Below are 25,536 nucleotides of genomic sequence, written 5' to 3' on the forward strand. Positions count from 1 at the left end.
CCACCTGCATCCTGCTTACTGGACATTCGGTCCGTCTCCATCTAACCAGTCGGCCAAGGACAGCACGATCGCTGCCTCGCCATTGTCGACAAACCAGCTGTCGATTACGAAACGCTCGCCCGGCCTGCTGTCGGGAATCGGCGCCGGTGCGGGCACGTCGTCCAGCACCTCCGCACAATCACACAGGGCCAGCATCAGTGGCACATGATCGGGCACGACGACTGCCGGTCGCAAGCTCACGGGCGGCTCCACCTCTTCGACGACCGCGCTGAAATGCTGGAGCACGAAGCGGGTGCGCCTTGCCGGCTCCAGCACCCGGTGAAAGCGCAACATGTCACGCGCCTCAATCAGTTTCAGGAACCGCGTCGTGTTCGTCGAATGGTCTATGCAATCCATCCGGCCATCGACACCCTGATCGAAATAATTGCCGGCGCGATCGGCGCCAACAGGCGTCTGAACACCTGCCTCACGATAAAGCCTGCCCACCACGGCAGCAAGCACGGCGCGCTCTGTCGCCGGATCTGACGCCGCAAGCAACTGCCCACGTGCCTGCTCAAGCAGGGCAGCGTCGAACGCAACCGTCTCGGTGGCAACACAACTGTAGTTGAAACACACGGGCACCCGCACCTCCTGCGCAGGCACCGCCGCGCTGAACAGTGCCAGCAGCAGCGCGAAGACCTTGCCCATCAGTCGTAATGCCGCAGCAGATCGAGGTCGTAGCGCCGCCCCGAAAGCCAGTCGTCAACACACTGCACGATCAGCGGACTACGATGCCGATCCGCCGTTGCACGGATCTCTTCCGGGCTCATCCACACCGCGCGCACGATGCCATCATCCAGTTCGAACCCGGGCACTTCCTCGCCGACCCGCCCGCCGAAGGCGAAGCGCAGATAGGTGATGTCGCCTTGCGGACGGGGCCACTGATACACCCCGACGAGATACTCCGGCACAAAGCGGTGCGCGGTTTCCTCGAGCGTCTCCCGTATCGTGGCCTGAACCAGGGATTCGCCTTCCTCGAGGTGGCCCGCCGGCTGATTGAAGCGCAGCCCATCCTCAGTCTCTTCCTCCACCATCAGAAAGCGGCCATCGCGCTCGATCAGCGCTGCAACAGTGACATTCGGTTTCCAGCTGCGGTCCATGAGACGTCCGGCATCCAAAGAGCGGCATTTTACCCTTGTGCGCGTTTGCTTGTGATCGAGATCTGTCCCCCGCGTTTGCGCTAGAATTCGAAAGTTAAGCCCGGAGCGTCCGGGCGCATCCAAACACTTCTCATCGGTGGAGAACCTGATATGTCCATGGCTGATCGCGACGGTTTTATTTGGCAAGATGGCAAGCTCGTTCCGTGGCGCGACGCGACCACGCACGTGCTGACCCATTCCCTGCACTACGGCCTGGCCGTTTTCGAAGGGGTACGCGCCTATAACACCGCCAACGGTACCGCGATCTTCCGTCTCGCCGAGCACACCCAGCGCCTGATCAATTCGGCCAAGATCTACATGATGGACATCCCCTACTCCAAGGATGAACTCATGGAAGCGCAGAAAGAGGTGGTGCGCGCCAACAAGCTCGAATCCTGCTATCTGCGCCCGATCGCCTTCTACGGCTCGGAGAAGATGGGCATTTCCACCCGCGGCTCCACCGTGCATGTCGCCATCGCCGCCTGGCCCTGGGGCGCCTACCTCGGCGAAGACGGTCTCGAGCGCGGCATTCGCGTCAAGACCTCGTCCTATACCCGCCATCACGTCAACTCGACGATGCCGCGCGCCAAGCTCGCCGGCACCTACCCGAACTCGATCCTGGCCAACCTCGAAGTCACCAAGCAGGGCTACGACGAAGCCCTGCTGCTCGACAACCAGGGCTTCGTGGCCGAAGGCGCGGGCGAGAACCTTTTCGTGATCAAGGATGGCAAGATCTTCGAACCCGAGATCGCCTCTGCACTGACCGGCATCACCCGCGACTCGATCATCACCATCGCCCGCGAGTTCGGCCTCGAAGTGCAGTCCAAGCGCATCACCCGTGACGACATCTACATCGCCGACGAAGCCTTCTTCACCGGCACTGCAGCCGAAGTCACCCCGATTCGCGAACTCGACGACCGTACCATCGGCGAGGGCAAGCGCGGCCCGCTCACCACCAAGATCCAGGCCCGCTTCTTCGACGTCGTCAACGGTCGTGCCCCTGAATACCAGCACTGGCTGGCCAAGGTCTGAGGAGGTTTTCATGACTGACAACAAGGCTCGTACCGTCGAAGTCACCGCGCACGACCTGCCGGTGCATTGTCCGCGCCCTGACTCGCCACTGTGGGCGCAGCATCCCCGCGTCTTCCTCGACGTTCTCAAGGAAGGCTCGGCCACCTGCCCGTACTGCAGCACCAAGTACGTTCTCACCGGCGAAGCCCCCAAGGGGCACCACTGAGCGGGATCGGCACGCTCGCCCCTGCACCGCGACATGCGGCAGCCGGGGCGGCTGCCTTTCCTGCGCCCATCCGGTACACATCGTGAGCGAATCCGTGTTCACAACCCCAGCCGAGGCGGAAGCCGCGTTTTACGACGCCCTCGCACGTGCCGACCTCAACACCATGATGTCGGTCTGGTCCGAAGAGGATGAGGTCGTCTGCGTGCACCCGAACGGCCCGCGCATCGTCGGCCTCGCATCCGTACGCGAACTGTGGCGCCAGATTTTCGCCAGCGGCGCACGCCTGAACATCCGCACCACGCAGGCGGTCGTGAGTGAAACCCTGGTGCTGGTCGTCCACAACGTGCTCGAAGAAGTCGCCGAGGCAGGCAGTGAGCCAGGCGGCCCGCCAATCGTAGCGACCAACATCTATTCACGCGGCGCCAAGGGCTGGCGCATGGTGATGCATCACGCCTCGCCCACTCCCAACCTGATGGATATCCAGGTCCAGGGTACGCCACGCGTGGTGCATTGAGCGCGATGCGCGTACCCGCCTATGAAGCCCCATGGTGGCTGCCAGGCGCGCATCTGCAGACCATCCTGCCCGTGGCCCGCAAGGGCAAGGCGCCCGCGTATCATCGCGAGCGCTGGGACACGCCCGACGGCGACTTCATCGATCTCGACTGGCTCGCAGACGCCCCCTCCGATGCGCCGCTCGTCGTCCTCTTCCACGGACTTGAGGGCTCGAGCCGTTCGCACTATGCCCGGGCCCTGATGCGCGCGCTCGCGGCACGCGGCTGGCGTGGCGTGATTCCGCACTTCCGTGGCTGCTCGGGCGAGCCCAACCGCCTGGCGCGCGCCTACCACTCGGGCGACAGCGCAGAGATCGACTGGATTCTGCGCCGGCTTCACGGCGTCGCCGGACAGGCGCCGCTGTTTGCCGCCGGCGTATCACTGGGCGGCAATGCCCTGCTGAAATGGCTGGGCGAACAGGAGGCGGATGCCGGAAATGTAATCCGTGCCGCGGCGGCCATCTGCCCGCCGCTCGACCTGACCGTTTCCGGTCATGCGCTCGCACGGGGCTTCAATGCGGTGTACACCCGACACTTCCTGAATACGCTGAAGGGCAAGGCCCTGCACAAGCTTGCGCAGCATCCGGACCTGTTCGATGGGCGACGAATTCGGCACGCTGCCACGCTATTCGACTTCGATGACGTCTACACCGGACCGGTGCATGGCTTCTCCGGTGCAGCCGACTACTGGCAACGTGCCTCGTCCCGCCCATGGCTGGCTGCAATCCGCTGCCCGACGCTGCTCCTGTGCGCGGCCAACGACCCCTTCGTTCCCCCTGCCGCCTTGCCCACTGCGCACGAACTGAGCGCAGCGGTCCACTTCGAGTGCACCGCCCAGGGCGGCCATGTCGGCTTTCTCGACGCACCGTGGCCCGGTTCGCTCGGCTGGTTGCCACAACGCCTGTTGCAACATTTCGATGCAGTACTATGAAGGGGATAGAACACCGATGAGCATCGGTACAACAGAATCGCCAAAATCCTCTGGCATACTATGCTGCACTGCACCCATTTCAAACTGGAAGCCCACATGACCCAGACTGCGCACGCCCTGCCCGCCCCGGAAATCTTCAAGGCCTACGACATTCGCGGCATCGTCGACAAATCCCTGACTGCCGATGCAGTCCGCGCCATCGGCCACGCCCTCGGCTCTGAAGCAGTGGCACGCGGTCAGAAAACGGTTGCAATCGGTCGCGACGGCCGCCTGTCTGGCCCCGAACTGGCCGGTGCGCTGGCCGACGGCATCCGTGCGGCGGGTGTCGATGTGGTCGATATCGGTTGCGTCCCCACCCCGCTGAGCTACTTCGCCGCTTACCAGCTCGGCACCAACTCCTGCGTGTCCGTCACCGGCAGCCACAACCCGCCCGACTACAACGGTCTCAAGATGGTGCTCGGCGGCCAGACGCTGTTCGGCGACCAGATCCAGGCCCTGCGCCAGCGCATTGCGGACAACAACCTGAGCCACGGTGCAGGCAAGCTCACCACGGCCAGCGTGGATGAGGCCTATCTCGAGCGCATCGTCAGCGACGTCAGGCTCGCCCGCCCGATGAAGATCGTCGTCGATTGCGGTAACGGCGTGGCCGGCGGCATCGCACCCGAACTGTTCAAGCGCCTGGGTTGCGAAGTCATCGAGCTGTTCTGCGAGGTCGATGGCAACTTCCCCAACCACCACCCGGACCCGTCCAAGCCGGAGAACCTGCAGGATGTGATCCGCGCCCTGCAGGAGACCGACGCTGAACTCGGCCTGGCTTTCGACGGTGATGGCGACCGCCTCGGCGTGGTCACCAAGGACGGCGAGATCATCTATCCCGACCGCCAGCTGATGCTCTTCGCCGAGGACGTGCTGACCCGCGTGCCTGGGGGCGAGATCATCTATGACGTGAAGTGCACCCGCAATCTGGCAGGCTGGATCAAGGATCGCGGCGGCAAGGCCACCATGTGGAACACCGGCCACGCGCTGGTCAAAGCCAAGCTCAAGGAAACCGGCGCCCCGCTCGCGGGCGAGATGAGCGGCCACATGTTCTTCAAGGAGCGCTGGTACGGCTTCGACGACGGCCTGTATGCCGGCGTGCGTCTGCTCGAGATCCTGTCGCGCCATCCGGACGGCAATGCCGTACTCAAGGCCCTGCCGGATGCGGTTAGCACGCCTGAGCTGAACATCAAGATGAACGAAGGCGAGCCCTTCGAACTGGTGAAGCGACTGAAGGAAGGCGCGGCTTTCGACGGTGCGCAGGAAGTCATCACGCTCGATGGCGTTCGCGTCGAATACGCAGACGGCTTCGGCCTCGCCCGCCCGTCCAACACCACGCCGGTCGTCGTGCTTCGCTTCGAAGCCGACAGCGAGGAAGCCATCGCTCGCATCCAGGCGGATTTCCGCAAGGCCATCGAAGCGGTGTGGCCGGGCATCAAGCTGCCGTTCTGATCTCTGAAGAGGCTTGAATGATGACAAGGCGCCTGGGGTAAATCCCGGCGCCTTTTTCTTTGCTCATCTCTTTAATCGGCTGCACTTTTTCCCGTGCCGTACTGGCACGCGGGCGGGGTATTTGCTCCGCCGGCTGCACAAACACCCCACCCACATGCCAACGCCGGTGCCAGAACTCTGTTGAAACGCAGAAAAGGGGAACGCCACCACGCTCAGGCATAGGCTCTCCTCCATTCAGAGATCCGCCAACACCAAAGGCAGCGGTGCCTTTCCGTGACGGGCTGTCGAGAGCGCCGTCGGATGAGGTGCTGCGGCGGAAACAAGGCGGCGCATGTCTGAGGGCGCGCAGCGACCGAGTTTGCGCCGACGCCGCCGCAGTGCCTCATCCGACGGGAAGCCGAAGGCCGCGAACGTCTGCCCGGCACGGGAAGGCACCGCTGCCGACCACGGAGTCCCGCCACTCAGACAACACAGACCATCGGAAACCACCCTCACAATAAAAAACGGCTGCATGAGCCAAAGCCCACACAACCGCTTTTCAATCCTGAAACAGCCAGCAGCTTACAGCTTGCCGTCCACCCAGCCCTGCACGCCAGCCAAAGCCGCCGGCAGTTTTTCAGGATCGGTGCCGCCCGCCTGCGCCATGTCGGGACGGCCGCCGCCCTTGCCACCCACCTGCAGCGCAACGAAGTTCACCAGTTCGCCAGCCTTCACCTTGGCAGTCTGATCCGCAGTCACACCGGCAATCAGCGACACCTTGCCATCGACCACCGAAGCCAGCACGATCGCGGCCGACTTCAGCTTGTCCTTGAGCTTGTCCATGGTCTCGCGCAGCGTCGGCACGTCCGCGCCTTCCAGCACCGCAGCCAGCACCTTGACGCCCTTGACGTCTGCCGCCTGATTCACCAGATCGTCGCCCTGGCTCGCGGCCAGCTTCGACTTCAGGCGCGCCACTTCCTTCTCCAAAGCGCGTACGTTGTCGAGCACGCCCGACACGCGCTCGGCAACCTCATCCGGCTGCACCTTGAGCAAGGCCGAGACCCCGTGGACGCGACGCTCCTGCTCCTGCAGGTAACGCAGCGCGTTCTCACCGGTGATCGCCTCGATACGGCGGACCCCGGCGGCCACGCCGCCTTCCATCACCACCTTGAACAGGCCGATGTCACCGGTGCGGCCAACGTGCGTACCACCGCACAGTTCCTTCGACGTGCCGATGCTGAGCACCCGCACCTCGTCACCGTATTTTTCGCCGAACAGCATCATCGCGCCCGACTTCTGCGCATCCTCCAGGCCCATCACCGCGGCCTCGGTCGCCGAGTTCGCCAGAATCTCACGGTTGACGATCTCCTCAACCTCGCGAACCTCCTCCGCCGTCATCGGTGCCGAGTGCGCAAAGTCAAAGCGGGTCTTGTCCGGATCGACCTGCGAACCCTTCTGCTGCACATGCGCGCCGAGAATCTCGCGCAGCGCCTTGTGCATCAGGTGGGTGACCGAGTGATTGCGCGCTGTTGCCGCGCGGGCCTCGGTATCGACCTTCGCGGTGACGCCCTGCCCCACCGACAGCCTGCCGGTCTTGAGCACACCGTGATGGCCGAACACCGTCGCCTGAATCTTGAGCGTGTCCTCGACCGCAAAGATGCCCGCAGCGCCCTTGAGCTCGCCGCGATCGCCCACCTGGCCACCGGACTCCGCATAGAAGGGCGTGTCGTCCAGCACCACCACACCGAGATCACCCTCGACCAGCTCATTGACCGCGACGCCATCCTTGTACAACGCAAGGATGTTGCCCTTCGACTCGAGATGGTCGTAGCCGTGGAACGTGGTGGCCGGCCCCTCGTATTCGAGGTTTGCCGTCATCTTGAACTTGCCGGCCGCACGGGCCTGCTCTTTCTGGCGTGCCATTGCCGCATCGAAGGCGGCAGCATCCACCGTCACCTCACGCTCGCGACAGATGTCTGCCGTCAGGTCGAGCGGAAAACCGTAGGTATCGTGCAGCTTGAACGCCGTATCACCGTCGAACACCGCCTTGCCGGCCTTCTGCATCGCATCGAGCTCGGCCTCGACAATCGCCATGCCGTTCTCGATGGTGGCGAAGAAGCGCTCCTCTTCCTGGCGCAGCACGTCCATCACCCGCTTTTCGCCCTCTTTCAGCTCGGGATAGGCAACCCCCATCTCGGCGACCAGATCCGGCACCAGACGGTTGAAGAAGGCAGCCCGTGCACCGAGCTTGTAGCCGTGGCGGATTGCACGACGGATGATCCGACGAAGCACGTAGCCGCGACCTTCGTTGCCCGGAATCACGCCATCGGCAATCAGGAAGGAGCAGGCGCGGATATGGTCTGCCAACACCTTGAGCGAGGGCGAATCCATGTCTGCGGCGCTGGTTTCGCGCGCAGCCGCGGCAATCAGCGTCTGGAACAGATCGATCTCGTAGTTGGCATGCACACCCTGAAGCACAGCCGACACCCGCTCCAGACCCATGCCGGTATCCACCGACGGTTTGGGCAGCGGATGCATCACGCCAGCCTCGTCGCGGTTGAACTGCATGAACACGTTGTTCCAGATCTCGATGTAGCGGTCGCCGTCTTCCTCGGGCGATCCCGGGGGGCCGCCCCAGATGTGCTCGCCGTGATCGTAGAAGACCTCGGTACACGGGCCGCAGGGGCCGGTGTCGCCCATCATCCAGAAGTTGTCCGACGCGTAACGCCCGCCCTTGTTGTCACCAATGCGGATGACACGCTCGGCAGGCACGCCCACTTCCTTCGTCCACAGATCGTAAGCCTCGTCGTCCTCGGCATACACCGTCACCCAGAGCTTGTCCTTGGGCAGCTTGAACACTTCGGTCAGCAACTCCCAGGCGTAGGTGATCGCTTCACGCTTGAAGTAGTCGCCGAAGCTGAAGTTGCCCAGCATCTCGAAAAAGGTGTGGTGACGCGCGGTATAGCCCACGTTTTCGAGGTCGTTGTGCTTGCCACCGGCACGGACGCACTTCTGCGACGTGGTCGCGCGGGTATAGGGCCGCTTGTCAAAGCCAAGAAAGACGTCCTTGAACTGGTTCATGCCCGCGTTGGTAAACAGCAGGGTCGGGTCTTCGTGCGGCACCAGCGACGAAGAGGCCACGATCTGGTGGCCCTTGGATTCGAAGAACTTGAGGAACTTGTCGCGAATTTCGGCAGATTTCATGGGGTTGGCATTCAGACAGGACGAGTTACCCGGCGCAGCAGGCGAATGCATCAGTTTATCATGAGCACCAAGCACGTCTGCGAGCGCACTGCACCCGACGCAGTCCTCTATAATTTACGTTCACGTCAACTCAATAACAGAGACAAGCATGGGACACCGACTTTCCAAGATCTACACCCGCACCGGCGACGCCGGCACCACCGGCCTCGGCGACGGCAAGCGGGTATCGAAGAACAGCTTGCGTATCCACGCGCTTGGCGAGGTGGACGAGGTGAATGCCATCATCGGCCTGCTGCTGTGCGAGGAACTGCCGGAAGATGTGCAGTTGCTGATGACCAATGTCCAGCACGACCTGTTCGATCTTGGCGGTGAAGTGTGCATTCCGGGCATGAGCATGATCACCGGAAAACAGGTGGACCACCTCGAAGCCGAACTCGACCGCCTCAACGAACCGCTGGAACCGCTCAAGGACTTCATCCTGCCCGGCGGCACCCGTGCTGCAGCCCTTGCCCACCACGCCCGGACGGTGTGCCGCCGCGCTGAACGCGCACTCGTGGCACTGGCGCTCGAAGAGGCGGTGAATGACGGCCCCCGCCAGTACCTGAACCGCCTGTCGGACCTGCTCTTCGTCCTCGGCCGGGTGCTCAATCGCGCAGGCGGTCGCGGCGATGTACTGTGGCAGAAGCGCAAGAATGCCTGATCCCGGTTGCGGCCGGAGCTCCTGAACTCAGGAGCTTCCGTCGTCGCCGAACAACGCGATCTGCTCCATGCCGCGCTGCTCGAGACCGGTTTCGGCGAAACGAACCCCGACCCCGAGCAGGCGCACAGGCAAGCTGCGGCGAACGTAGCCCTCGTCAAGCAGCGCCGTCCAGATCCCGGCATCCGGCGCTGCGGACACGCACTCCACGGTCGTCTGCGAGAAATCGGCAAACTTGATCTTCACGACGGCCTTGTGCACAGGGCGCAGCTCGCGTGCGCGATCGAAACGGCGGAAAAACTCGTCGATCAGCGCAGGCAGCGCGCCGCGGCAGGCGGCCAGATCGGGGAGATCGGTCACATACGTCGTCTCCACCGATAGGGACTTGCGGATACGGTCGCTGCGCACTGGGCGCTCGTCGATTCCCCGGCACAGGCGGTAGAGCGCCGCCCCGAAGCTGCCGAACTCGCGCGACAGATCGACCAGACGCCAGCTGCGCAGATCGGCACAGGTCTCAACCCCCAGCCGGCTCAGCTTTGCCGCGGTCACCTTGCCTACACCAAAGAGCTTCTTCACCGGCAGCGCCGCGACGAACGCGTCCACATCCTGCGGACGCACGACGAACTGTCCATTCGGCTTGTTCCAGTCGCTCGCCACCTTGGCAATGAACTTGTTCGGCGCAATGCCGGCCGACGCGGTGATGCCTACCTCGTCGTGGATGCGGGCACGGATTTCCTGCGCCATCAGCGTGGCCGACCCCTTGCAGCGCTCGACGCCACTGACGTCGAGATAGGCCTCATCCAGCGACAGCGGCTCCACCAGCGGCGTGTAGTCGCGATAAATGTCGAGGATGTGACGGGAAGCCGCTCGGTAGCGCTCGAAATCGGGCGGCAGCAGAATGAGCTGCGGGCACAGCTTCAGCGCACGCATGGTCGACATCGCCGAATGCACGCCAAAGGCACGGGCTTCGTAGTTGCAGGTCGCGATCACGCCGCGCGTCTCCGCACGCCCGCCGACGGCCACCGGCAACCCGACCAGCGCGGGGTTGTCGCGCATCTCCACCGCAGCGTAAAAGCAGTCGCAATCGCAGTGAATGATCTTGCGCGAAATCGCCGCACTCTCGGCCGCTTCCGACGAAGCGCCTGCCTCTCCCTCCTGCAATTGAATCGTTCCCCTGTTGTCTGGCCACCCGGCGAACCCACCGTGCAGCTGAACCGAGATGATCGGGCCAGGCCCGGCCGGGCGCAAGCACCGTCGCCGGCCCGACGCGAAACATGGACCACTTCAATTCGAAACACGCCCGCAGTAGCATTCACATGCAGGCTGACAGCGCGCGAGCGTGCGCGCATGCTTGAGGCTGCCGACCGGGCAAGGGAGTCCATTCCATGCTGTTTCGCCACCACCCCTCTCATACCGTCAGCCTCGCCCTGCAGGGCGGCGGCGCCCATGGCGCATTCACCTGGGGCGTGCTCGATGCCTTGCTGGAAGACGGCCGCCTGGGTTTCGACGGTGTCAGTGGCACCAGCGCGGGCGCAATGAACGCAGTGGTGCTGGCCAGCGGACTGCTGCAGGGCGGGCGAGACGGCGCGCGCGCCGCGCTTGAACAGTTCTGGCACGCAATCGCCGCAAGCGCACCGGCGGACCTGCCATTCGGCGCGGACGACGAATCCGGCGCCGGTCTGTCTGCCGGCATCCGTATGATGATGCAGTGGGCGCGCAACTTCTCGCCGGAACAGCTCAACCCTTTCGACGTCGATCCCCTGCGCGACATCCTCACAGCGCAGATCGATTTCGATCAGCTGCGCGCGGCGTGTCCGGTCAAGCTCTTCGTCGCGGCCACGCATGCCAACACCGGCAAACTCAGGCTGTTCACCGCCAACGAGATGAACGCGGCGGCAGTGCTTGCCTCGGCCTGCCTGCCTTCACTGCACCGCGCGATCGAGATCGACGGCGAACCCTACTGGGACGGCGCCTACTCAGCCAATCCCGCGGTGTTCCCGCTGTTCTACGACTGCGCTACCCACGACATCATGCTGGTGCTGCTCAGCCCCTTGCTGCACGGTGAAACGCCCCGCAGTGCGGACGAGATCCGGGCGCGCTCGCTCGACCTTGCCTTCAACTCCACCTTCTTGCGCGAGATGCGCATGTTTGCCCACGCCCGCGAATTTGCCGGTGGCGGACTGATGCCCCGGGGCCGACTGGAACGGCGCCTGCAACGCACCCACTTCCATCTGATCGAGGCCGACGAACTGCTCAGCCAGCTCGCATCAGTGACGCGGCTGACGCCGAGCCTGGCCTTCGTGAACATGCTCCGGGACCAGGGCCGGGCCCGCACCAAGACCTGGCTGGCCGCGCATTACCCTGCACTCGGGCGACGCTCCTCGGTCGACCTGGAAAAAATGTTCTACTGAGCGCGCCGCTGCATGAACAGGAATTGCACCCTGCAATGAAAAACGGGGACGCATCGTCCCCGTTTCGATTCAGGCCTCGGTTGGTGCTCACTCCCGGCGCTCACTCCCGGCGCTCATTCCATCTCTGCGGCCCGCTTCACCCGGCGCTGACGCACACCCTCTGCGAGCACGTCGAGCACCAGCACGCTGTCTTCCCAGCCGATGCAGGCATCGGTGATGCTCTTGCCGTACTCCAGCTCAACGCCCGGCTGGAGGTCCTGACGGCCCTCCTTGAGGTGGGACTCGACCATCACACCGATGATGCGGTCCTCGCCTGCCGCCATCTGACCGGCAACATCCTTTGCCACCTCGATCTGCAGACGGTGCTGCTTGCGACTGTTGGCGTGAGAGAAGTCGACCATCACCTTGCCCGGCACACCGCCGGCGGCAAGATCCCTGCACGCGGCATCCACGCTCTCGGCGTCGTAGTTCGGTGCCTTGCCGCCGCGCAGGATGGCGTGGCAGTCCTCGTTGCCGCGGGTGGTGACGATGGCCGAATGCCCGGCCTTGGTCACGCTGAGGAAATGGTGCGGTGCCTGTGCCGCCTTGATCGCATCCACCGCGATTCGCACGTTGCCGTCAGTACCGTTCTTGAACCCGACCGGGCACGACAGGCCCGAAGCCAGTTCGCGATGGACCTGGCTTTCGGTCGTACGCGCACCGATGGCGCCCCAGGCGATGAGGTCGGCAATGTACTGCGGGGTGATCATGTCGAGAAACTCGGTGCCCGCCGGCAACCCGATCTCGTTGACTTCCCACAGCAGCTTGCGTGCGAGGCGAACGCCCTCGTTGATGGCATAGCTGTTGTCGAGGTAGGGGTCGTTGATCAGCCCCTTCCAGCCTACCGTGGTGCGCGGCTTCTCGAAATAGACACGCATCACGATCAGCAGGTCGCCCTTGAGGCGGTCAGCCTCGGCCTTCAGCTTGTGCGCATATTCGAGCGCGGCCTTGGCGTCGTGGATCGAACAGGGCCCGATCACCACCAGCAGGCGATCATCCGCGCCGTAAAGAATGCGATGGATGGCCTGACGTGCCTCGTATGCAACTTCAGCCGCTTTCGGTGTCGCCGGAAACTCCCGCAGCACGTGCGCGGGCGGCACCAGTTCCTTGATTTCGGAAATGCGGACGTCGTCGATATGAATCTTCATTGAGGCGGACATGATGAAAACCCTGCGTTCAGGCTGAAGTAAGCCCTCGATTCTAGCCCAAGTCCCCGCAACACTGCGCCCCGGTCGAAAACAAGGGCACCGGCCTGCCGCCACAAGGATCACGCACCAGGCATGTTCCGGCTGTAAGCCGGACCGCATCGAGAACCCTTTCGCTTGCGCCACGTCATACGGGAGCCCCAGGCCGGGATCGGCAGCAAACGCACCAACCGGTGTAAGAATCCGCCACCGTCCAGCGACTGACTGATAACCCTGCCGCACTCTCCCAAACACGGACCACGATCATGCTCATCAAACGCCCTGACGATATCGCCGCATCCGAGATCACGCCGCGCGCCCTGTTCGAGGACCGCCGTCGCTTCCTGCTCAAGGCGGGTGCGGGCGTGATTGCGGGCGCTGCACTGTGGAACGGCCTGCCGCGCGCCGCCGACGCCGCGCCGATGAAGCTGTCGCCACTGCAAGCCTCGCCATTCAGCATCAGCGAAGAACAGACCCCATACAAGGCGGTCACCGGCTACAACAACTACTACGAGTTCGGCACTGGCAAGGAAGATCCGGCGATGAATGCCGGCGTGCTGCAGACGCGGCCCTGGACCGTGCGGGTTGAAGGCCTCGTGGGCAAGCCGCGTACCTTCGACATCGACGAGCTGCTCAAGCTGGCGCCGCTGGAAGAGCGCATCTATCGCCTGCGCTGCGTCGAGGCCTGGTCGATGGTCGTGCCCTGGGTGGGTTTTCCGCTCGCCGCCCTGCTCAAGCAGGTCGATCCGCTGGGGAGCGCAAAGTATGTCGAGTTCGTCACCCACTACGATCCCAAGATCATGACCCGCCGCCAGATTCTCGACTGGCCCTACACCGAGGGTCTGCGTCTGGATGAGGCCATGCATCCGCTCACCATTCTGGCGCTCGGCCTGTACGGCGAAGTGCTGCCGAATCAGAACGGTGCGCCAGTGCGGCTGGTCGTGCCCTGGAAGTACGGCTTCAAGAGCGCGAAATCCATCGTCGCCATCCGCCTGCACGAGACCCAGCCCGCAACCGCCTGGAACAAGTCGGCGCCGCAGGAGTACGGTTTCTACTCGAACGTGAATCCGGAGGTGGATCATCCGCGCTGGAGCCAGGCCACCGAGCGTCGCATCGGCGATTTCCGCAAGCGCCCCACGCTGATGTTCAACGGCTATGCCGAACAGGTTGCCAGCCTCTATCAGGGCATGGACCTGCGCAGGCAGTTCTGAGTATCCTCGCCAGATGAACCCTGCAATGCGAACCGTCAGCGCCGACCAGATCGGCGCCATCAAGGCTTTTCTCTTCCTGTTGTGCCTGATTCCCGGCGCCCAGCTCGTCCTCGGCTGGCGGGCCGACCAGCTCGGCGCCAACCCGATCGAGTACATCACCCACGCCACCGGCAGCTGGACCCTGCGTTTCCTGCTGATCACGCTCGCCATCACGCCACTGCGGCGCTATACCGGCCTGCACTGGCTGGTACGCCTGCGCCGCATGCTCGGCCTGTTCGCTTTCGCCTACGGCGCGGCGCACTTCGCCATCTATCTGTGGCTGGATCAGTTCTTCGACTGGGCGGCCATCGCCAAGGACATCCTGAAGCGTCCCTACATCACCGTCGGCTTCACCGCGCTGGTGCTGATGGTGCCGCTCGCAGCGACCTCGACCAACGCGGCGATCAAGCGCCTCGGCGGCCGACGCTGGCAGGCGCTGCACCGCTCGATCTACGCCATCGCGATCTTCGGCGTGCTGCATTACTGGTGGCTGGTGAAGGCGGACATCCTGCAGCCGGTGGTCTACAGCCTGATCCTCGCCGCACTGCTGGGGCTTCGCGCCTGGTGGCGCGAGCAGGAGCGACGCCGGCAGCTGTCCACCCCGCCGCCGGTGGCACCCTCGCTCAAGGGCAAGGTCATTCGCATCGTGCCCAAATGAACATCGGCCCCGTCTGCGCAGCGTGTGCGCGGGCGGGGCCGGTCTACCGGATACGGACCGAGGCTGCGCTCAGTCCTGTTTTGGCCGGATTGCGTGCTTCGGCCGCCAGGCCTTGATCACGGCTTCATCGGTTTCGACATAGGGGCCACCCATGAGGTCGATGCAGTAGGGCGTGGCTGCAAAGATGCCGACATGGACCACGCAGCCATCGGCCGCGCGCACCCCTTCGAGGGTCTCCTTGATCGACTTCGGCTGCCCCGGCAGGTTGATGATCAGGGTCTTGCCACGGATCACCGCGACCTGCCGCGACAGAATTGCCGTGGGCACGAAATTCAGACTGATGCGACGCATCTCTTCGCCATAGCCGGGCATCTCCTTGTCGCCCACCGCCAGCGTCGCCTCAGGGGTGACGTCGCGCGGCGAAGGACCGGTGCCACCGGTAGTGAGAATCAGCGAACACCCGGCCTCATCTGCGAGCTCGATCAGGGTTTGCTCGATGACCGGCCGCTCGTCCGGAATCAGGCGCGTCTCGGCCGACCACGGCGAGGTCAGTGCCTTGCCCAGCCAGTCCTTCAGCGCAGGAATGCCCTGATCTTCGTAACGGCCGTCCGAGGCCCGGTCACTGATCGAGACCAGGCCGATCTTGATGTGTTCGCTCATGCACGCTCCACGTCGTCGCTATCGTCGGGTTCATCCTCGTCGCCCGCTTCCTCTGCCGCACCGGCACGGTCGAGATCGCGCAAGACCTTGAAGATCTCGCGGAAGGCCTTGGGCGGTTTGTTCTGCTCACGCTCCTTGATCGCATTGCGGCGCAGGGTGCGCAGGTGCTGGATATCAACGTCCGGCCAGGTCTCGACCACGTACTCGATGACCTTCTCGTCCTCGACGAGGTCGCTGCGCAGCTTTTCCAGCCGGTGCTGACGCGCCACCTCGGCCGACGATGCGCCGCGGAAAAGCTCCAGCTGCGCCTGAATCGGTTCGGGATCAACGCTGCGCATCAGCTTGCCGATGTACTGCATCTGACGGCGCAGGGCTTCATCCCTGCGGGTCAGACGTTGCGCATCGCGGATGGCGATGAACAGGGATTCGGGCAGCGGCACCTTGCGCAGGCGGGTCGGCGGCAGGGCGACGAGCTCGGCGCCGAGGTCCTGCAGCGCCTGCATCGCGCGCTTGCGGCTGCTCTTGCTCGGCGGCTCGTACTCGGACTCGTCGTCGTGCGGGCCGTTGGAACGGGGTGAATCAGCGTGAGAAACCATCGTAGGGCAAGCATCGGGCGGGATCGGGTTAAGATTATAGCCTTTGCTTACCGGTCTTCAGTCCATGTCCGCTTCCGGCTTCTCTTTCTCCCAGCCTCATTTGCGTGAAATCGCCGCAGATATCCTCAAGTACGCGAAGAAACGCGGCGCCTCCGCCTGCGAAACCGACGTATCCGAAGGCTTTGGTCAGTCGGTCGCCGTACGCAAGGGCGAAGTGGACACAATCGAGTACAACCGCGACAAGGGCATCGGCATCACGGTGTACCTCGGGCAGCAACGCGGACACGCGAGCACCTCGGACTTCTCCAAGGCTGCGCTGAAGGCCACGGTGGATGCAGCGCTCTCCATCGCCCGCTTCACCGCGCCCGACCCTTGCGCCGGCCTCGCCGACAAGGCCCTGATGGCGAAGGACTGCCCCGACCTCGATCTTTTCCACCCGTGGGACATCACGGTGGACGGTGCGCTCGACCTTGCTCGCGAATGCGAGGCGGCCGCTTTCGGCGTGAGCCCGAAGATCAGCAACTCGGAGGGCGCGAACGTCTCCATCCAGCAGTCGCACTTCGTATCCGCCAACAGCCTCGGCTTCATGGGCGGTTACGCCAGCAGCCGTCAGGGCCTGTCGTGCTCGGTGATCGCGGGTGAAGGCGAGCACATGCAGCGCGAGTTCTGGTATGACTCGCGGCGCGACGCGGCCGACCTGATGAGCGCAGCCGACGTGGGCCGCATTGCCGGCGAGCGCGCACTGGCACGACTCGGCGCCAGGAAGATCCGGACCTGCAAGGTGCCGGTCATCTTTGAAGCGCCGCTGGCGGTGGCACTGATCGGCAACTTCGTGCAGGCCGTCAGCGGCGGCTCGCTGTATCGCAAGTCAAGCTTCCTGCTCGACAGCCTCGGTCAGCAGGTGTTCTCGCCCATCGTCAGCATTGCCGAGCGCCCCCACCTCAAGAAAGCCTTCGGTTCGGGCTATTTCGACGGCGAAGGCGTGGCCACGCACGACCGTGATGTCGTCATCGACGGCGTATTGCAAGGCTATTTCCTGTCCAGCTACTCCGCGCGCAAGCTCGGCATGCAGACCACCGGCAATGCCGGCGGCTCGCACAACCTCCGGGTCAGCGCCGGCGAAGACGGCCTCGAGGCCATGATCCGCAACATGGACAAAGGCCTGCTGGTGACCGAACTGCTCGGCCACGGCGTCAATTACGTCACCGGCGATTACTCGCGCGGCGCAGCCGGTTTCTGGGTGGAGAAAGGCAAGATCAAGCACGCGGTCGAGGAAGTCACGATTGCGGGCAACCTGCGCGACATGTTCCGCAACATTGTGGCGATCGGCAACGACGCGCTGCCGCGCGGCGCCAAGCATTGTGGCTCCATCCTGATCGAGCAGATGAAAGTCGCCGGACGCTGAACCACGGATGACAGGGGGTACGGTGCAATCACCGTCCCTGCCTGCGCCCACGTTCAGGGCACGCCCTGCACGCCTCGCCTGCACCTCTCGCCACGGCTGCGAATGGCCGCACGCATAACCATGCACGAATGATGGCTTTTATACTGTTCCATGAACCTCGCCTATAGCATCCGGCTCCAGCGGCGAATCCGGATCTACGCCACCATCGGCATCCTGTTGACAGGCCTGCTGGTTGCCATTGCGACCGCCATTCCGCTTTACCACGATGCGCATGATCGTGCCGCGACCGCCTATGTCGAGGACGCCCGCGCCCGTGCCCGCTCTGCCGGACAGTTCATCGGCAAGGCCCACGACATCGCACGCCAGATCGCCAGTCGCAGCGGCATCCGCGATCAGCTCGAGGCCTATAACCGGTGGGAGATCGACAGGTCGGAATTGGTCGAATACTCCGCCCCGCGCATTCGTGACGCGCTGAGTCAGGGCAGAAACATTGCGGGACTGGTGCGACTCGACAAGGGCAATGATCCGGTCATCGAGATCGGTCAGCAGATCCCCGCATCCCTCCTGCAGATCGCCTCGTCGAAGGAACCCGTCGCGTGCGGACCGCTGCGCATCGACGACAAGATCATGCTGCTGGTGAGCGCCCCCGTTCTGTCGCGCGACGGTGCTCGCGCAGGCACCGACATTCTCTCCTTCGAGATGGCGGCACTCGACGAACTGCTCAACAATGAACCTAAAGGCGAGCACAACACCCGCCAGCTCCTGTTCAACAGCACCGACCAGGCAGTGGTGGAGTTCAACCGTCTGACGCCCGGCGGTCGGCTGCTGGATGCGGGGCAGCCGGAACAGGCCTTCCTTGAACGTGCTGCGGGCGGCATGACCGGGCTGGACGGGTTTGAACGAAGCGACGGGTCGGCCAGCATGGTGGCCTATGCGCCCCTGCCCGAGATGCCGGGCTGGGGTCTTGCGCTGGTCACCCCTGCGCGCGCCTTCGATACGCCGGTCCTGTTTCGTCTTGCGAGCCCGCTGCTGATGATCACCCTGCTCGTCCTTGGAGGCGCGTGGCTGACGGCGCGCGCCATTCGCCCGGTCGCAGACAAGGTCGTGCAGCAATCACGAAAGCTGGGCGAGATGAGCGAGAGCATGGCACTGGCGGCATCCGTCTTCGAGGGCAGCCCGCAGGCCGTGCTCATTCTTGACGCGACGCACCACATTCTGGAGACCAATGAGGCCTGCCACACCATTACCGGCTTCGGCCTCGTGGAATTGCGCGGCAGAACGATGAGTCAGGCCCTGTGCATCAACACGGATGAGGGCAGCATGTGCAACGAACTCTGGCGTGGAGTTGATGAGGCCGGCGAGTGGCACGGTGAAGTCCGTCTGATGCGCCGCTACGGGGAAACCTTCCCTGCCTGGTGCAGCATCAATGCGGTGCTCGACGACAGCGGCAAGCCACGCCATTACATCGCCATGCTCTCGGACATCAGTGACAAGAAGCAGGCCGAGGACCGCATCCGTCACCTTGCCCAGCATGACCCGCTGACCGGCCTGCCCAACCGCAGCCTGCTCGCCGACCGCCTCGAGCACGCACTGGAACGAGGGCGCCGGAGCGAAAGCCGTGTGGCGCTGCTGTTCATCGACCTCGACCGCTTCAAGCACGTAAACGACAGCCTCGGCCACCCTGTGGGCGACCGCCTGCTGCAGGAGGTTGCCCACCGGCTTCATTCGACAGTGCGCCAGCAGGATACCCTTGCCCGTCAGGGCGGAGACGAGTTCGTCGTCATTATCGAAGACGTCGAAGGCCCGGACGATGCCGCGCGGGTTGCCGTGAAGCTTCTGGCCACGCTCGAGTCGCCGGTGACTCTGGATGGGCACGAGATCTTCGTCGGCGGCAGCATCGGGATCAGCATCTTCCCGAGCGACGGAGACAGCAGCGAAGCCCTGCTGCGCTGCGCCGATTCAGCCATGTATGAAGCCAAGGAACAGGGGCGCAGCACCTATCGTTTCTACACGGCCGAACAGACCCGCATCAGCCGCGAACGCTTCGAGCTCGAGAGCGGACTGCGTCGTGCCATCGAGCGTGATGAACTGCGCCTGTTCTACCAGCCCCAGGCGGCGTGTGCGAACGGCCAGCTGGTGGGTGTAGAGGCGCTGGTGCGCTGGCAGCATCCGGAACGCGGGCTGGTGCCGCCCGACCGCTTCATCCCGCTCGCGGAAGAGATCGGCCTCATCGGCCAGATCGGCGAATGGGTGCTGAACACGGCCTGCGCCCAGGCCCGGCAGTGGGCACAGGCCGGCCATCCTTTGCGGGTTGCGGTCAATCTGTCGAGCCATCAGGTGTCGCAGGACAAGCTCTTCGACACCGTGAAAGGGGCACTCAATCGCAGCGGCCTGGCGCCCAGCCTGCTCGAGCTCGAAATTACCGAAGGGCATGTGCTCAAGCGCGTCGAGGAATGCATCGTCGAACTGCATCGGGTCAAGACACTGGGCGTCAGCCTTGCGATCGACGATTTCGGCACCGGCTACTCCTCATTGAGCTACCTGAAGCGCCTGCCGGTCGACCGGCTCAAGATCGACCGCAGCTTTGTCGAGGGCATTCCGGACGACCACGACGACATCTCGATCGTGGCCACCATCCTGTCGATGGCACGCAACCTGGGCATGGGCGTGATCGCGGAAGGCGTGGAAACACCCGCCCAGATCGAACATCTGGTTGCGGCCCGCTGCGGCGAATACCAGGGCTATCTGCTGGGCAAACCCATGCCGCCCGACGCGCTGCAGGACTGGATGGACCGCCACCGGGCCAGTCACCCGGACGCCTGACCCGTCTCAGCGCGGGCCGGGTCCGGCCTCGCGCAAGGCCCTCAGTGCGGCCTGACCCGCACGCCCGTCGCTCTTCAGCCCGAGCGCTTCCAGCTCCAGTTTCAGCGCCTCGCGTGTGCGGGAGCCGATCATGCCATCAACCTCACCGATGTCGTGCCCACGATCCAGCAGCAGGCGCTGCAGCTCACGGCGCTCGGCCCGCGACAGCCCGGCATCGTCCGTCGGCCAGGGCGCAGCAAATGCGCTGCCGCCACGCAGGCGATCGGAGAGATGCGCGATCGCAAGCGCATAGCTTTCGGCCGCGTTATAGCCGTAGAGCGCGTCGAAATTGCGTCCGACGAGGAAGGCCGGGCCTTCCTTGCCAGCCGGCAACAACAGGCCACTGACCGGCGTCTCTTCCGGCAGCGGGCTGCCATCGACCTGCGTCAGCCCGTACTTAACCCAGTCGCGCGCCGGCCGCTTGCTGCGGCGTCCGGCAAGACCGGCGTCAAAGCCTGCGGGCAAGGCCACCTCGAAGCCCCACCGTTCCTCGGTACGCCATCCTGCACGGCGCAGGAAGTTGGCGGTCGATGCCAGCGCGTCGGGCACGCTGTCGACCAGATCCCGGCGTCCGTCGCGGTCGAAGTCGACTGCCAGGCGCATGAAGGTGGATGGCATGAACTGGGTGTGACCAAAGGCGCCCGCCCAGGAACCGGTAAGGCGCTCGGGTGCGACATGGCCTTCCTGGATGATCTTCAGCGTGGTGAAGAACTCGCCCTTGAAGAATGACTGCCGGCGCCCGAAACACGACAAGGTCGACAGCGATGTCAGCAAGGGCCGGCTGCCAAAGTTACGGCCAAAGTTGCTCTCGACGCCCCACACCGCGACCACCGTGGCGGGATCGACGCCATAGACGGCTTCCACCCTTTGCAGCACTTCACCCCACTGCTCGAGCATCGCCCGCCCATCGGCAATGCGCTCATCGTCGACCAGTGCCGCGATGTAGTCCCAGATCGGCGTAACGAACTCCGGCTGCGCATCGAGGAAGCCGAGCACGGCCATGTCGGGCTCAAGTCCTGCGGCATGCGCGTCGAAGGTCGACTGCGTGACACCATGCTGAGCCGCCTCGGTACGCAGGCGATCGAGACAGTCTGTAAAAGCCTGGTCCGCAAGGGCGGGAAGGGGCAGCGCCAGCAGCGCGGACAGGGCCAGTGAGCGGGAAGTCAGATGGGATGAGCGCGTTTTCATGCCGACATTCTACCCTCGGCAGCGGCTGCGGGCTCCACTCTTGCCCGCGGCAAGCGTCCCCGACACACCCGTTTCAGGCTACGATCGCCGCACTGCACAAACGATCCCTTGCCATGGACCTGCTCACCGACATCATCCTGCGCGCCGGCCGCTCGGCAGTCGAGCTCTCGCTCTTCGTGCTCCTTCCGATCATGGTGGTGATGCTCTCGCTGATGCGCCTGCTCGAAGCAAAGGGCCTTATCGACGTGGTCATCGCACGCATCACCCCTGCGCTGCGCCCCCTCGGCCTCACCGGGCTGGGCGTGTTTGCGGCGTTGCAGATCAGCTTCGTGAGCTTCGCGGCGCCCGTTGCCACGCTCACCATGATGGAGAGCCGAGGCTGCTCCGACCGCCATATTGCGGCCACCCTCGCCATGGTGCTGGCGATGGCTCAGGGCAACGTCACCTTCCCGATGGCAGCGATGGGCCTGGCCTTCGGCCCCACCCTGATGCTGTCCGCAATCGGCGGTCTGGTTGCGGCAGCGGTCACCTACCATCTGTTCGGCCGCGGCCTGTCGGCGGCTGAAGCGCCGCTGGACGAAACCCTCCACCACCGGGTGGCCGACGACGCCAAGGGGGTGCTCGACGTCATCAACCGCGCTGGGGCCGAAGCCTTCAAGATTGCCATCGGCGCGATTCCGATGCTGGTGCTGGCCCTGGTCGCGGTCATGGTGCTGCGTCTGACGGGCACCATCGACCTGCTGACCCAGCTGCTTGCCCCGGGCCTGACCATGGTCGGTATCGACCCCGCGCTGATCCTGCCCACGCTCACCAAGTTCATTGCCGGCGGCACCGCAATGATGGGGGTGATGGACGACATGCTGAAAGCCGGCTCCGCCACGGTGACCACACTCAACAGCAGCGCAGGCTTTCTCATCAGCCCGCTCGATGTCCCCGGCGTGGCGGTGCTGATTTCTGCCGGCCGGCGGGTGACCAAGGTATGGAAGCCAGCGGTCTTCGGCGCTGCCGTGGGCATCGTGATCCGCACCGCAGGGCACGCCCTGCTCTGAACCTGGCCGCCGCCCCACGGCGCACCGCCAGCCGCGGCGGGTTAAGCTTCCGCTTCCGTCCGAATGGAGAACTGCCATGCTTCAGGCCCTCACCCTTCTGCTCGTATTTCAGCTCGTCGGCGAAGTGATCGTGCGCGCCTTCGCCCTGCCCGTGCCGGGCCCGGTGATCGGCATGGCCCTGCTGTTTGCCGCCCTGATGCTGCGCGGCGGGCCGAGTGAATCCCTGCGCGACACTGCGGGGTCACTGCTGCAGCATCTGTCGCTGCTGTTCGTGCCAGCAGGAACCGGGGTGATCCTGTACGGCAGCCGGCTTGCCGAAGAATGGCTGCCGCTGACCGCTGCGCTCCTGGGCAGCACCTTCCTGACCATTGCCCTGACCGCGCTGCTGTTGCGCGCGCTCGGCAAGCGCAGCCGCCATCCGGAGCGTCCGTCGTGAACGGCGACCTGAACGAGATCTGGGTCTATCTCTCGACCACCCCGCTGCTCGGCCTCACCCTGACCCTGATCGCCTACCAGGCCGCCTTCTGGATCTACAAGCGGCTCGGCTTTCACCCGCTGGCCAACCCGGTCCTGATCGCCGTGGCGATGCTTGCCAGCGTGCTGCTGCTGACCGGCACGCCCTACACCACCTACTTCGACGGTGCCCAGTTCGTGCACTTCCTGCTCGGCCCTGCCACGGTGGCGCTGGCCATTCCGCTGCATGCACAGTGGCCGCGCCTGAAGGCCATGGCCGGACCGCTCCTGATCAGCCTGCTGGCCGGGTCGCTCACCGCGGCGCTGTCGGCCTACGCCATCGGCGCAGCGCTGGGCGCCAGCCGCGAGTCGCTGATGTCGCTCGCGCCCAAGAGCGTCACCACACCGATCGCCATGGCCGTCGCCGAGCGCCTGGGCGGCCTGCCTTCGCTGACCGCAGTGCTGGTGATCATGACCGGCATCCTCGGCGCCGTCGGCGCACGCTACATCTATCAGTGGCTGCGCATCGAGGACCACGCCGTGCGCGGCTTCGCCATCGGCATTGCCTCGCATGGCATCGGCACCGCGCGCGCCTTCCAGGTCAGCGAACAGGCCGGCGCCTTTGCGGCCCTCGCCATGGGCCTGAACGGATTGGTCACCGCCCTGTCTCTGCCATGGATCCTGCCCTGGATCGAAAGCCTGCTCAACCGCTGAACACACACCCCTGGAAGGTCTACTGAATGCTGAGTGCGGTATATCGCTGGATTGATCGCAACATCCTCGAACTCGGTCGCGAGATGCGACTTTCCTACCTCCCGCCGCTGATGGTCTATTGCGCCGCCGGCGTGTCCGGGCTCACCGGCATCGTCGGGACCTTCTTCATCAAGGACTATCTCGAGCTCTCGGCCGCCTTTCTCGCCGCACTCGGCTTCTGGGCCGGCATCCCGTGGGCGCTGAAGATGCCCATCGGCCACATGGTCGATCTGCTGTGGCGCTACAAGAGCGGGCTGGTGTATCTGGGCGCGAGCCTGATTGCCGCCAGCCTGCTGATCATGTGCGGCCTCATTGGACAACCCTCGGCCATGCGCACAGTCATGCCGGTCGAAGCCTGGTTCGTGCTCTCGGCCCTGCTCGCACCGGTGGGCTACGTCATGCAGGACGCAGTCGCCGACGCGATGACGGTCGAAGCCGTTCCCCGTATCGACGCCGCCGGCAAGCCGATCGCAGCCAACACCATCCGGCTGATGCACACCACGATGCAGATGCTCGGCCGGGTGGCGATCATCGGCGGCAGCGTGCTCGTCTCCATTGCCAACGTGGTGATGTTCCAGGGCGCGGAGAACCTGCCGGAGGTGGAAAAGGTCGCGATCTACCTTCAGATCTACGAGATGGCGCTCGTCATCCCGCTGCTGTCGGTCAGTGGCGTGGTGCTCGCAGGCTTCCTCAAGCGCGCCGAAGCGCGCCGCCTCGCCGGCCTGGGTCACAGCCAGCGCGAGATCGACCGCCTGGTGCATGATCCGGAAGAGAAAACCCAGCCTAACTGGTGGATTCTGGGCGGCAGCGCCGCCTTCGTCGCGCTGACGCTCACGGTGGGTCTGTCCGGTATCGAATATGGCCAGGAGATCATCTTTGTCGGTTCCTTCGCCGTGATCGCAATGATGATGGGCCGGTTGCTGCGCGAGCTCCCGCCGGAGCCCGCCCGCACCCTGCTTGGCACGGCCATCGTCATCTTCGTGTTTCGCGCCATGCCGGGAACCGGGGCCGGCGCCGGCTGGTGGATGATCGACGAACTCGGTTTCGACCAGTCCTTCCTGTCCAGGCTGGATCTCATCACCAGCGCCCTGACCCTGGCGGGGCTGTTCCTGTTCCGCCGCTTCATGGCAGAGAAGCCGATTGCCTCCATCGTCATCTTCCTGACCCTTGCCGCCACCGTGCTGACCCTGCCCATCATCGGGATGTATCACGGCCTGCACGAATGGACCGCAAGCATGACCGGCGGCATTGTCGATGCGCGCTTCATCGCCATTGCCAACACCGCGCTCGAATCACCGCTCGGTCAGGTGGCCATGGTGCCGATGCTGGCGTGGATTGCGAACTCGGCCCCGCCACACCTCAAGGCGACCTTCTTTGCCGTCATGGCCTCATTTACCAACCTCGCCCTGTCCGCCTCGCAACTGGGCACGAAATACCTGAACGAGATCTTCACCATCACGCGCGAGGTGAGGGATGCTGCAAGCAACGCCATCAAGCTGCCTGCCGACTACAGCGAACTCGGCATGCTGCTCGTGGCCGTCACCGCGCTCGGGCTGTGCCTGCCCTTGCTGGCCATCTGGATCACCCGAAAGCTCGGCCTGCGCTGCGCCTGACAAGGCCGTCCGAGGCGCTCGCGCGCACGCGTGAGCGCCTGCCCCGGATACCAGGTGCATTTTCGCCACCGCGCAGGATGACACCCCCGGGAAACCCATCTGCATCTATCATGACACTGCCGGCAAGACAGGGGGCAGCGCGGACGCACA

The 25,536-nt window shown here is 64.4% G+C and carries 23 protein-coding genes; 15 read left to right on the forward strand and 8 right to left on the reverse strand.

Going from position 1 to position 25,536, the window contains the following annotated elements:
• Positions 1–15: 15 nt before the first annotated feature.
• Positions 16–687, reverse strand: coding sequence for a hypothetical protein (locus tag CEW83_RS10075; protein WP_108949219.1), 672 nt, complete (start codon positions 685–687; stop codon positions 16–18).
• Positions 687–1,139, reverse strand: a complete 453-nt coding sequence (locus CEW83_RS10080) for an NUDIX hydrolase (RefSeq protein ID WP_108949220.1) — start codon at positions 1,137–1,139, stop codon at positions 687–689. The genes CEW83_RS10075 and CEW83_RS10080 overlap by 1 nt, the downstream gene beginning before the upstream one ends.
• A 150-nt stretch (positions 1,140–1,289) precedes the next feature.
• Between CEW83_RS10080 and CEW83_RS10085 the strand changes: the two genes are divergently transcribed.
• The 5 genes from CEW83_RS10085 (at position 1,290) to CEW83_RS10105 (ending at position 5,385) form a co-directional block, all read left to right on the forward strand.
• On the forward strand, positions 1,290–2,210 hold the full coding sequence (locus CEW83_RS10085; RefSeq protein WP_108949221.1) for a branched-chain amino acid transaminase: 921 nt from the start codon (positions 1,290–1,292) through the stop codon (positions 2,208–2,210).
• 10 nt (positions 2,211–2,220) lie between these two features.
• A complete protein-coding gene (locus tag CEW83_RS10090; RefSeq protein ID WP_108949222.1) occupies positions 2,221–2,415 on the forward strand; it encodes a zinc-finger domain-containing protein in 195 nt (64 codons plus the stop codon).
• Between the two features lie 94 nt (positions 2,416–2,509).
• Positions 2,510–2,929, forward strand: a complete 420-nt coding sequence (locus CEW83_RS10095) for a YybH family protein (RefSeq protein WP_234419051.1) — start codon at positions 2,510–2,512, stop codon at positions 2,927–2,929.
• A 5-nt stretch (positions 2,930–2,934) separates the two neighbouring features.
• The gene (locus tag CEW83_RS10100) at positions 2,935–3,897 is read left to right on the forward strand and encodes a hydrolase (RefSeq protein WP_108951331.1); all 963 of its coding nucleotides are present in this window, start codon (positions 2,935–2,937) and stop codon (positions 3,895–3,897) included.
• Between the two features lie 96 nt (positions 3,898–3,993).
• A complete protein-coding gene (locus tag CEW83_RS10105) occupies positions 3,994–5,385 on the forward strand; it encodes a phosphomannomutase/phosphoglucomutase (RefSeq protein WP_108951332.1) in 1,392 nt (463 codons plus the stop codon).
• A 561-nt stretch (positions 5,386–5,946) separates the two neighbouring features.
• On the opposite strand, the gene alaS is transcribed toward CEW83_RS10105, so the two are convergent.
• On the reverse strand, positions 5,947–8,568 hold the full coding sequence (gene alaS, locus CEW83_RS10110; protein ID WP_108949224.1) for an alanine--tRNA ligase: 2,622 nt from the start codon (positions 8,566–8,568) through the stop codon (positions 5,947–5,949).
• A 148-nt stretch (positions 8,569–8,716) separates the two neighbouring features.
• Between alaS and CEW83_RS10115 the strand changes: the two genes are divergently transcribed.
• Positions 8,717–9,268: a cob(I)yrinic acid a,c-diamide adenosyltransferase gene (locus CEW83_RS10115; protein WP_108949225.1), complete on the forward strand. Its 552-nt coding sequence runs from the start codon at positions 8,717–8,719 to the stop codon at positions 9,266–9,268.
• 27 nt (positions 9,269–9,295) lie between these two features.
• On the opposite strand, the gene dinB is transcribed toward CEW83_RS10115, so the two are convergent.
• The gene (gene dinB / locus CEW83_RS10120; RefSeq protein ID WP_234419080.1) at positions 9,296–10,321 is read right to left on the reverse strand and encodes a DNA polymerase IV; all 1,026 of its coding nucleotides are present in this window, start codon (positions 10,319–10,321) and stop codon (positions 9,296–9,298) included.
• 329 nt (positions 10,322–10,650) lie between these two features.
• Here dinB and CEW83_RS10125 point away from each other — a divergent pair, with 329 nt between their 5' ends.
• Positions 10,651–11,676, forward strand: a complete 1,026-nt coding sequence (locus CEW83_RS10125) for a patatin-like phospholipase family protein (protein WP_108949226.1) — start codon at positions 10,651–10,653, stop codon at positions 11,674–11,676.
• Positions 11,677–11,789: 113 nt separating this feature from the next.
• Here CEW83_RS10125 and aroG read toward each other — a convergent pair whose 3' ends face one another.
• The gene (gene aroG / locus CEW83_RS10130) at positions 11,790–12,875 is read right to left on the reverse strand and encodes a 3-deoxy-7-phosphoheptulonate synthase AroG (RefSeq protein ID WP_108949227.1); all 1,086 of its coding nucleotides are present in this window, start codon (positions 12,873–12,875) and stop codon (positions 11,790–11,792) included.
• A gap of 290 nt (positions 12,876–13,165) precedes the next feature.
• Here aroG and msrP point away from each other — a divergent pair, with 290 nt between their 5' ends.
• Both msrP and CEW83_RS10140 read left to right on the forward strand, forming a co-directional pair.
• A complete protein-coding gene (gene msrP, locus CEW83_RS10135) occupies positions 13,166–14,110 on the forward strand; it encodes a protein-methionine-sulfoxide reductase catalytic subunit MsrP (protein WP_108949228.1) in 945 nt (314 codons plus the stop codon).
• Positions 14,111–14,123: 13 nt separating this feature from the next.
• On the forward strand, positions 14,124–14,807 hold the full coding sequence (locus CEW83_RS10140) for a sulfite oxidase heme-binding subunit YedZ (RefSeq protein WP_108949229.1): 684 nt from the start codon (positions 14,124–14,126) through the stop codon (positions 14,805–14,807).
• 69 nt (positions 14,808–14,876) lie between these two features.
• Here the strand turns inward: CEW83_RS10140 and mog are convergent, their stop codons facing one another.
• Positions 14,877–15,467 carry a molybdopterin adenylyltransferase gene (gene mog, locus CEW83_RS10145; protein WP_108949230.1) on the reverse strand — a complete coding sequence of 197 codons (591 nt, stop codon included), beginning with the start codon at positions 15,465–15,467 and terminating at the stop codon, positions 14,877–14,879.
• Positions 15,464–16,063 (reverse strand): ribosome biogenesis factor YjgA, encoded by a 600-nt coding sequence (yjgA, locus tag CEW83_RS10150; RefSeq protein ID WP_108949231.1) that lies wholly within the window; start codon positions 16,061–16,063, stop codon positions 15,464–15,466. Before yjgA ends, mog begins: the two co-directional genes overlap by 4 nt.
• 64 nt (positions 16,064–16,127) lie before the next feature.
• Between yjgA and pmbA the strand changes: the two genes are divergently transcribed.
• The gene (pmbA, locus tag CEW83_RS10155) at positions 16,128–17,468 is read left to right on the forward strand and encodes a metalloprotease PmbA (protein WP_108949232.1); all 1,341 of its coding nucleotides are present in this window, start codon (positions 16,128–16,130) and stop codon (positions 17,466–17,468) included.
• A 150-nt stretch (positions 17,469–17,618) separates the two neighbouring features.
• Positions 17,619–20,291, forward strand: a complete 2,673-nt coding sequence (locus CEW83_RS10160; RefSeq protein WP_108949233.1) for an EAL domain-containing protein — start codon at positions 17,619–17,621, stop codon at positions 20,289–20,291.
• A gap of 6 nt (positions 20,292–20,297) precedes the next feature.
• On the opposite strand, the gene CEW83_RS10165 is transcribed toward CEW83_RS10160, so the two are convergent.
• Positions 20,298–21,518, reverse strand: coding sequence for a lytic murein transglycosylase (locus tag CEW83_RS10165; protein ID WP_108949234.1), 1,221 nt, complete (start codon positions 21,516–21,518; stop codon positions 20,298–20,300).
• A 113-nt stretch (positions 21,519–21,631) separates the two neighbouring features.
• On the opposite strand from CEW83_RS10165, the gene CEW83_RS10170 reads away from it, so the two are divergent.
• The 4 genes from CEW83_RS10170 (at position 21,632) to CEW83_RS10185 (ending at position 25,386) form a co-directional block, all read left to right on the forward strand.
• On the forward strand, positions 21,632–22,567 hold the full coding sequence (locus CEW83_RS10170) for a nucleoside recognition family protein (protein WP_108949235.1): 936 nt from the start codon (positions 21,632–21,634) through the stop codon (positions 22,565–22,567).
• A gap of 76 nt (positions 22,568–22,643) precedes the next feature.
• The gene (locus CEW83_RS10175; protein ID WP_108949236.1) at positions 22,644–23,003 is read left to right on the forward strand and encodes a CidA/LrgA family protein; all 360 of its coding nucleotides are present in this window, start codon (positions 22,644–22,646) and stop codon (positions 23,001–23,003) included.
• Positions 23,000–23,734, forward strand: a complete 735-nt coding sequence (locus CEW83_RS10180; RefSeq protein WP_108949237.1) for an LrgB family protein — start codon at positions 23,000–23,002, stop codon at positions 23,732–23,734. Before CEW83_RS10175 ends, CEW83_RS10180 begins: the two co-directional genes overlap by 4 nt.
• 26 nt (positions 23,735–23,760) lie before the next feature.
• Positions 23,761–25,386 carry a hypothetical protein gene (locus CEW83_RS10185; RefSeq protein ID WP_108949238.1) on the forward strand — a complete coding sequence of 542 codons (1,626 nt, stop codon included), beginning with the start codon at positions 23,761–23,763 and terminating at the stop codon, positions 25,384–25,386.
• The last annotated feature ends 150 nt before the right edge of the window (positions 25,387–25,536 follow it).

This window comes from Parazoarcus communis (genome assembly GCF_003111645.1).
In the GTDB taxonomy this organism is placed as follows: domain Bacteria; phylum Pseudomonadota; class Gammaproteobacteria; order Burkholderiales; family Rhodocyclaceae; genus Parazoarcus; species Parazoarcus communis_A.

Bases quoted from the DNA above. Each gene is read 5' to 3' on its own strand.
- CEW83_RS10075 (WP_108949219.1), bottom strand. From the start codon at position 687: ATGGGCAAGGTCTTCGCGCTGCTGCTGGCACTGTTCAGCGCGGCGGTG.
- CEW83_RS10080 (WP_108949220.1), bottom strand. From the start codon at position 1,139: ATGGACCGCAGCTGGAAACCGAATGTCACTGTTGCAGCGCTGATCGAG.
- CEW83_RS10085 (WP_108949221.1), top strand. From the start codon at position 1,290: ATGTCCATGGCTGATCGCGACGGTTTTATTTGGCAAGATGGCAAGCTC.
- CEW83_RS10090 (WP_108949222.1), top strand. From the start codon at position 2,221: ATGACTGACAACAAGGCTCGTACCGTCGAAGTCACCGCGCACGACCTG.
- CEW83_RS10100 (WP_108951331.1), top strand. From the start codon at position 2,935: ATGCGCGTACCCGCCTATGAAGCCCCATGGTGGCTGCCAGGCGCGCAT.
- CEW83_RS10105 (WP_108951332.1), top strand. From the start codon at position 3,994: ATGACCCAGACTGCGCACGCCCTGCCCGCCCCGGAAATCTTCAAGGCC.
- alaS (WP_108949224.1), bottom strand. From the start codon at position 8,568: ATGAAATCTGCCGAAATTCGCGACAAGTTCCTCAAGTTCTTCGAATCC.
- CEW83_RS10115 (WP_108949225.1), top strand. From the start codon at position 8,717: ATGGGACACCGACTTTCCAAGATCTACACCCGCACCGGCGACGCCGGC.
- dinB (WP_234419080.1), bottom strand. From the start codon at position 10,321: ATGCGCGACAACCCCGCGCTGGTCGGGTTGCCGGTGGCCGTCGGCGGG.
- CEW83_RS10125 (WP_108949226.1), top strand. From the start codon at position 10,651: ATGCTGTTTCGCCACCACCCCTCTCATACCGTCAGCCTCGCCCTGCAG.
- aroG (WP_108949227.1), bottom strand. From the start codon at position 12,875: ATGTCCGCCTCAATGAAGATTCATATCGACGACGTCCGCATTTCCGAA.
- msrP (WP_108949228.1), top strand. From the start codon at position 13,166: ATGCTCATCAAACGCCCTGACGATATCGCCGCATCCGAGATCACGCCG.
- CEW83_RS10140 (WP_108949229.1), top strand. From the start codon at position 14,124: ATGAACCCTGCAATGCGAACCGTCAGCGCCGACCAGATCGGCGCCATC.
- mog (WP_108949230.1), bottom strand. From the start codon at position 15,467: ATGAGCGAACACATCAAGATCGGCCTGGTCTCGATCAGTGACCGGGCC.
- yjgA (WP_108949231.1), bottom strand. From the start codon at position 16,063: ATGGTTTCTCACGCTGATTCACCCCGTTCCAACGGCCCGCACGACGAC.
- pmbA (WP_108949232.1), top strand. From the start codon at position 16,128: ATGTCCGCTTCCGGCTTCTCTTTCTCCCAGCCTCATTTGCGTGAAATC.
- CEW83_RS10160 (WP_108949233.1), top strand. From the start codon at position 17,619: ATGAACCTCGCCTATAGCATCCGGCTCCAGCGGCGAATCCGGATCTAC.
- CEW83_RS10165 (WP_108949234.1), bottom strand. From the start codon at position 21,518: ATGAAAACGCGCTCATCCCATCTGACTTCCCGCTCACTGGCCCTGTCC.
- CEW83_RS10170 (WP_108949235.1), top strand. From the start codon at position 21,632: ATGGACCTGCTCACCGACATCATCCTGCGCGCCGGCCGCTCGGCAGTC.
- CEW83_RS10175 (WP_108949236.1), top strand. From the start codon at position 22,644: ATGCTTCAGGCCCTCACCCTTCTGCTCGTATTTCAGCTCGTCGGCGAA.
- CEW83_RS10185 (WP_108949238.1), top strand. From the start codon at position 23,761: ATGCTGAGTGCGGTATATCGCTGGATTGATCGCAACATCCTCGAACTC.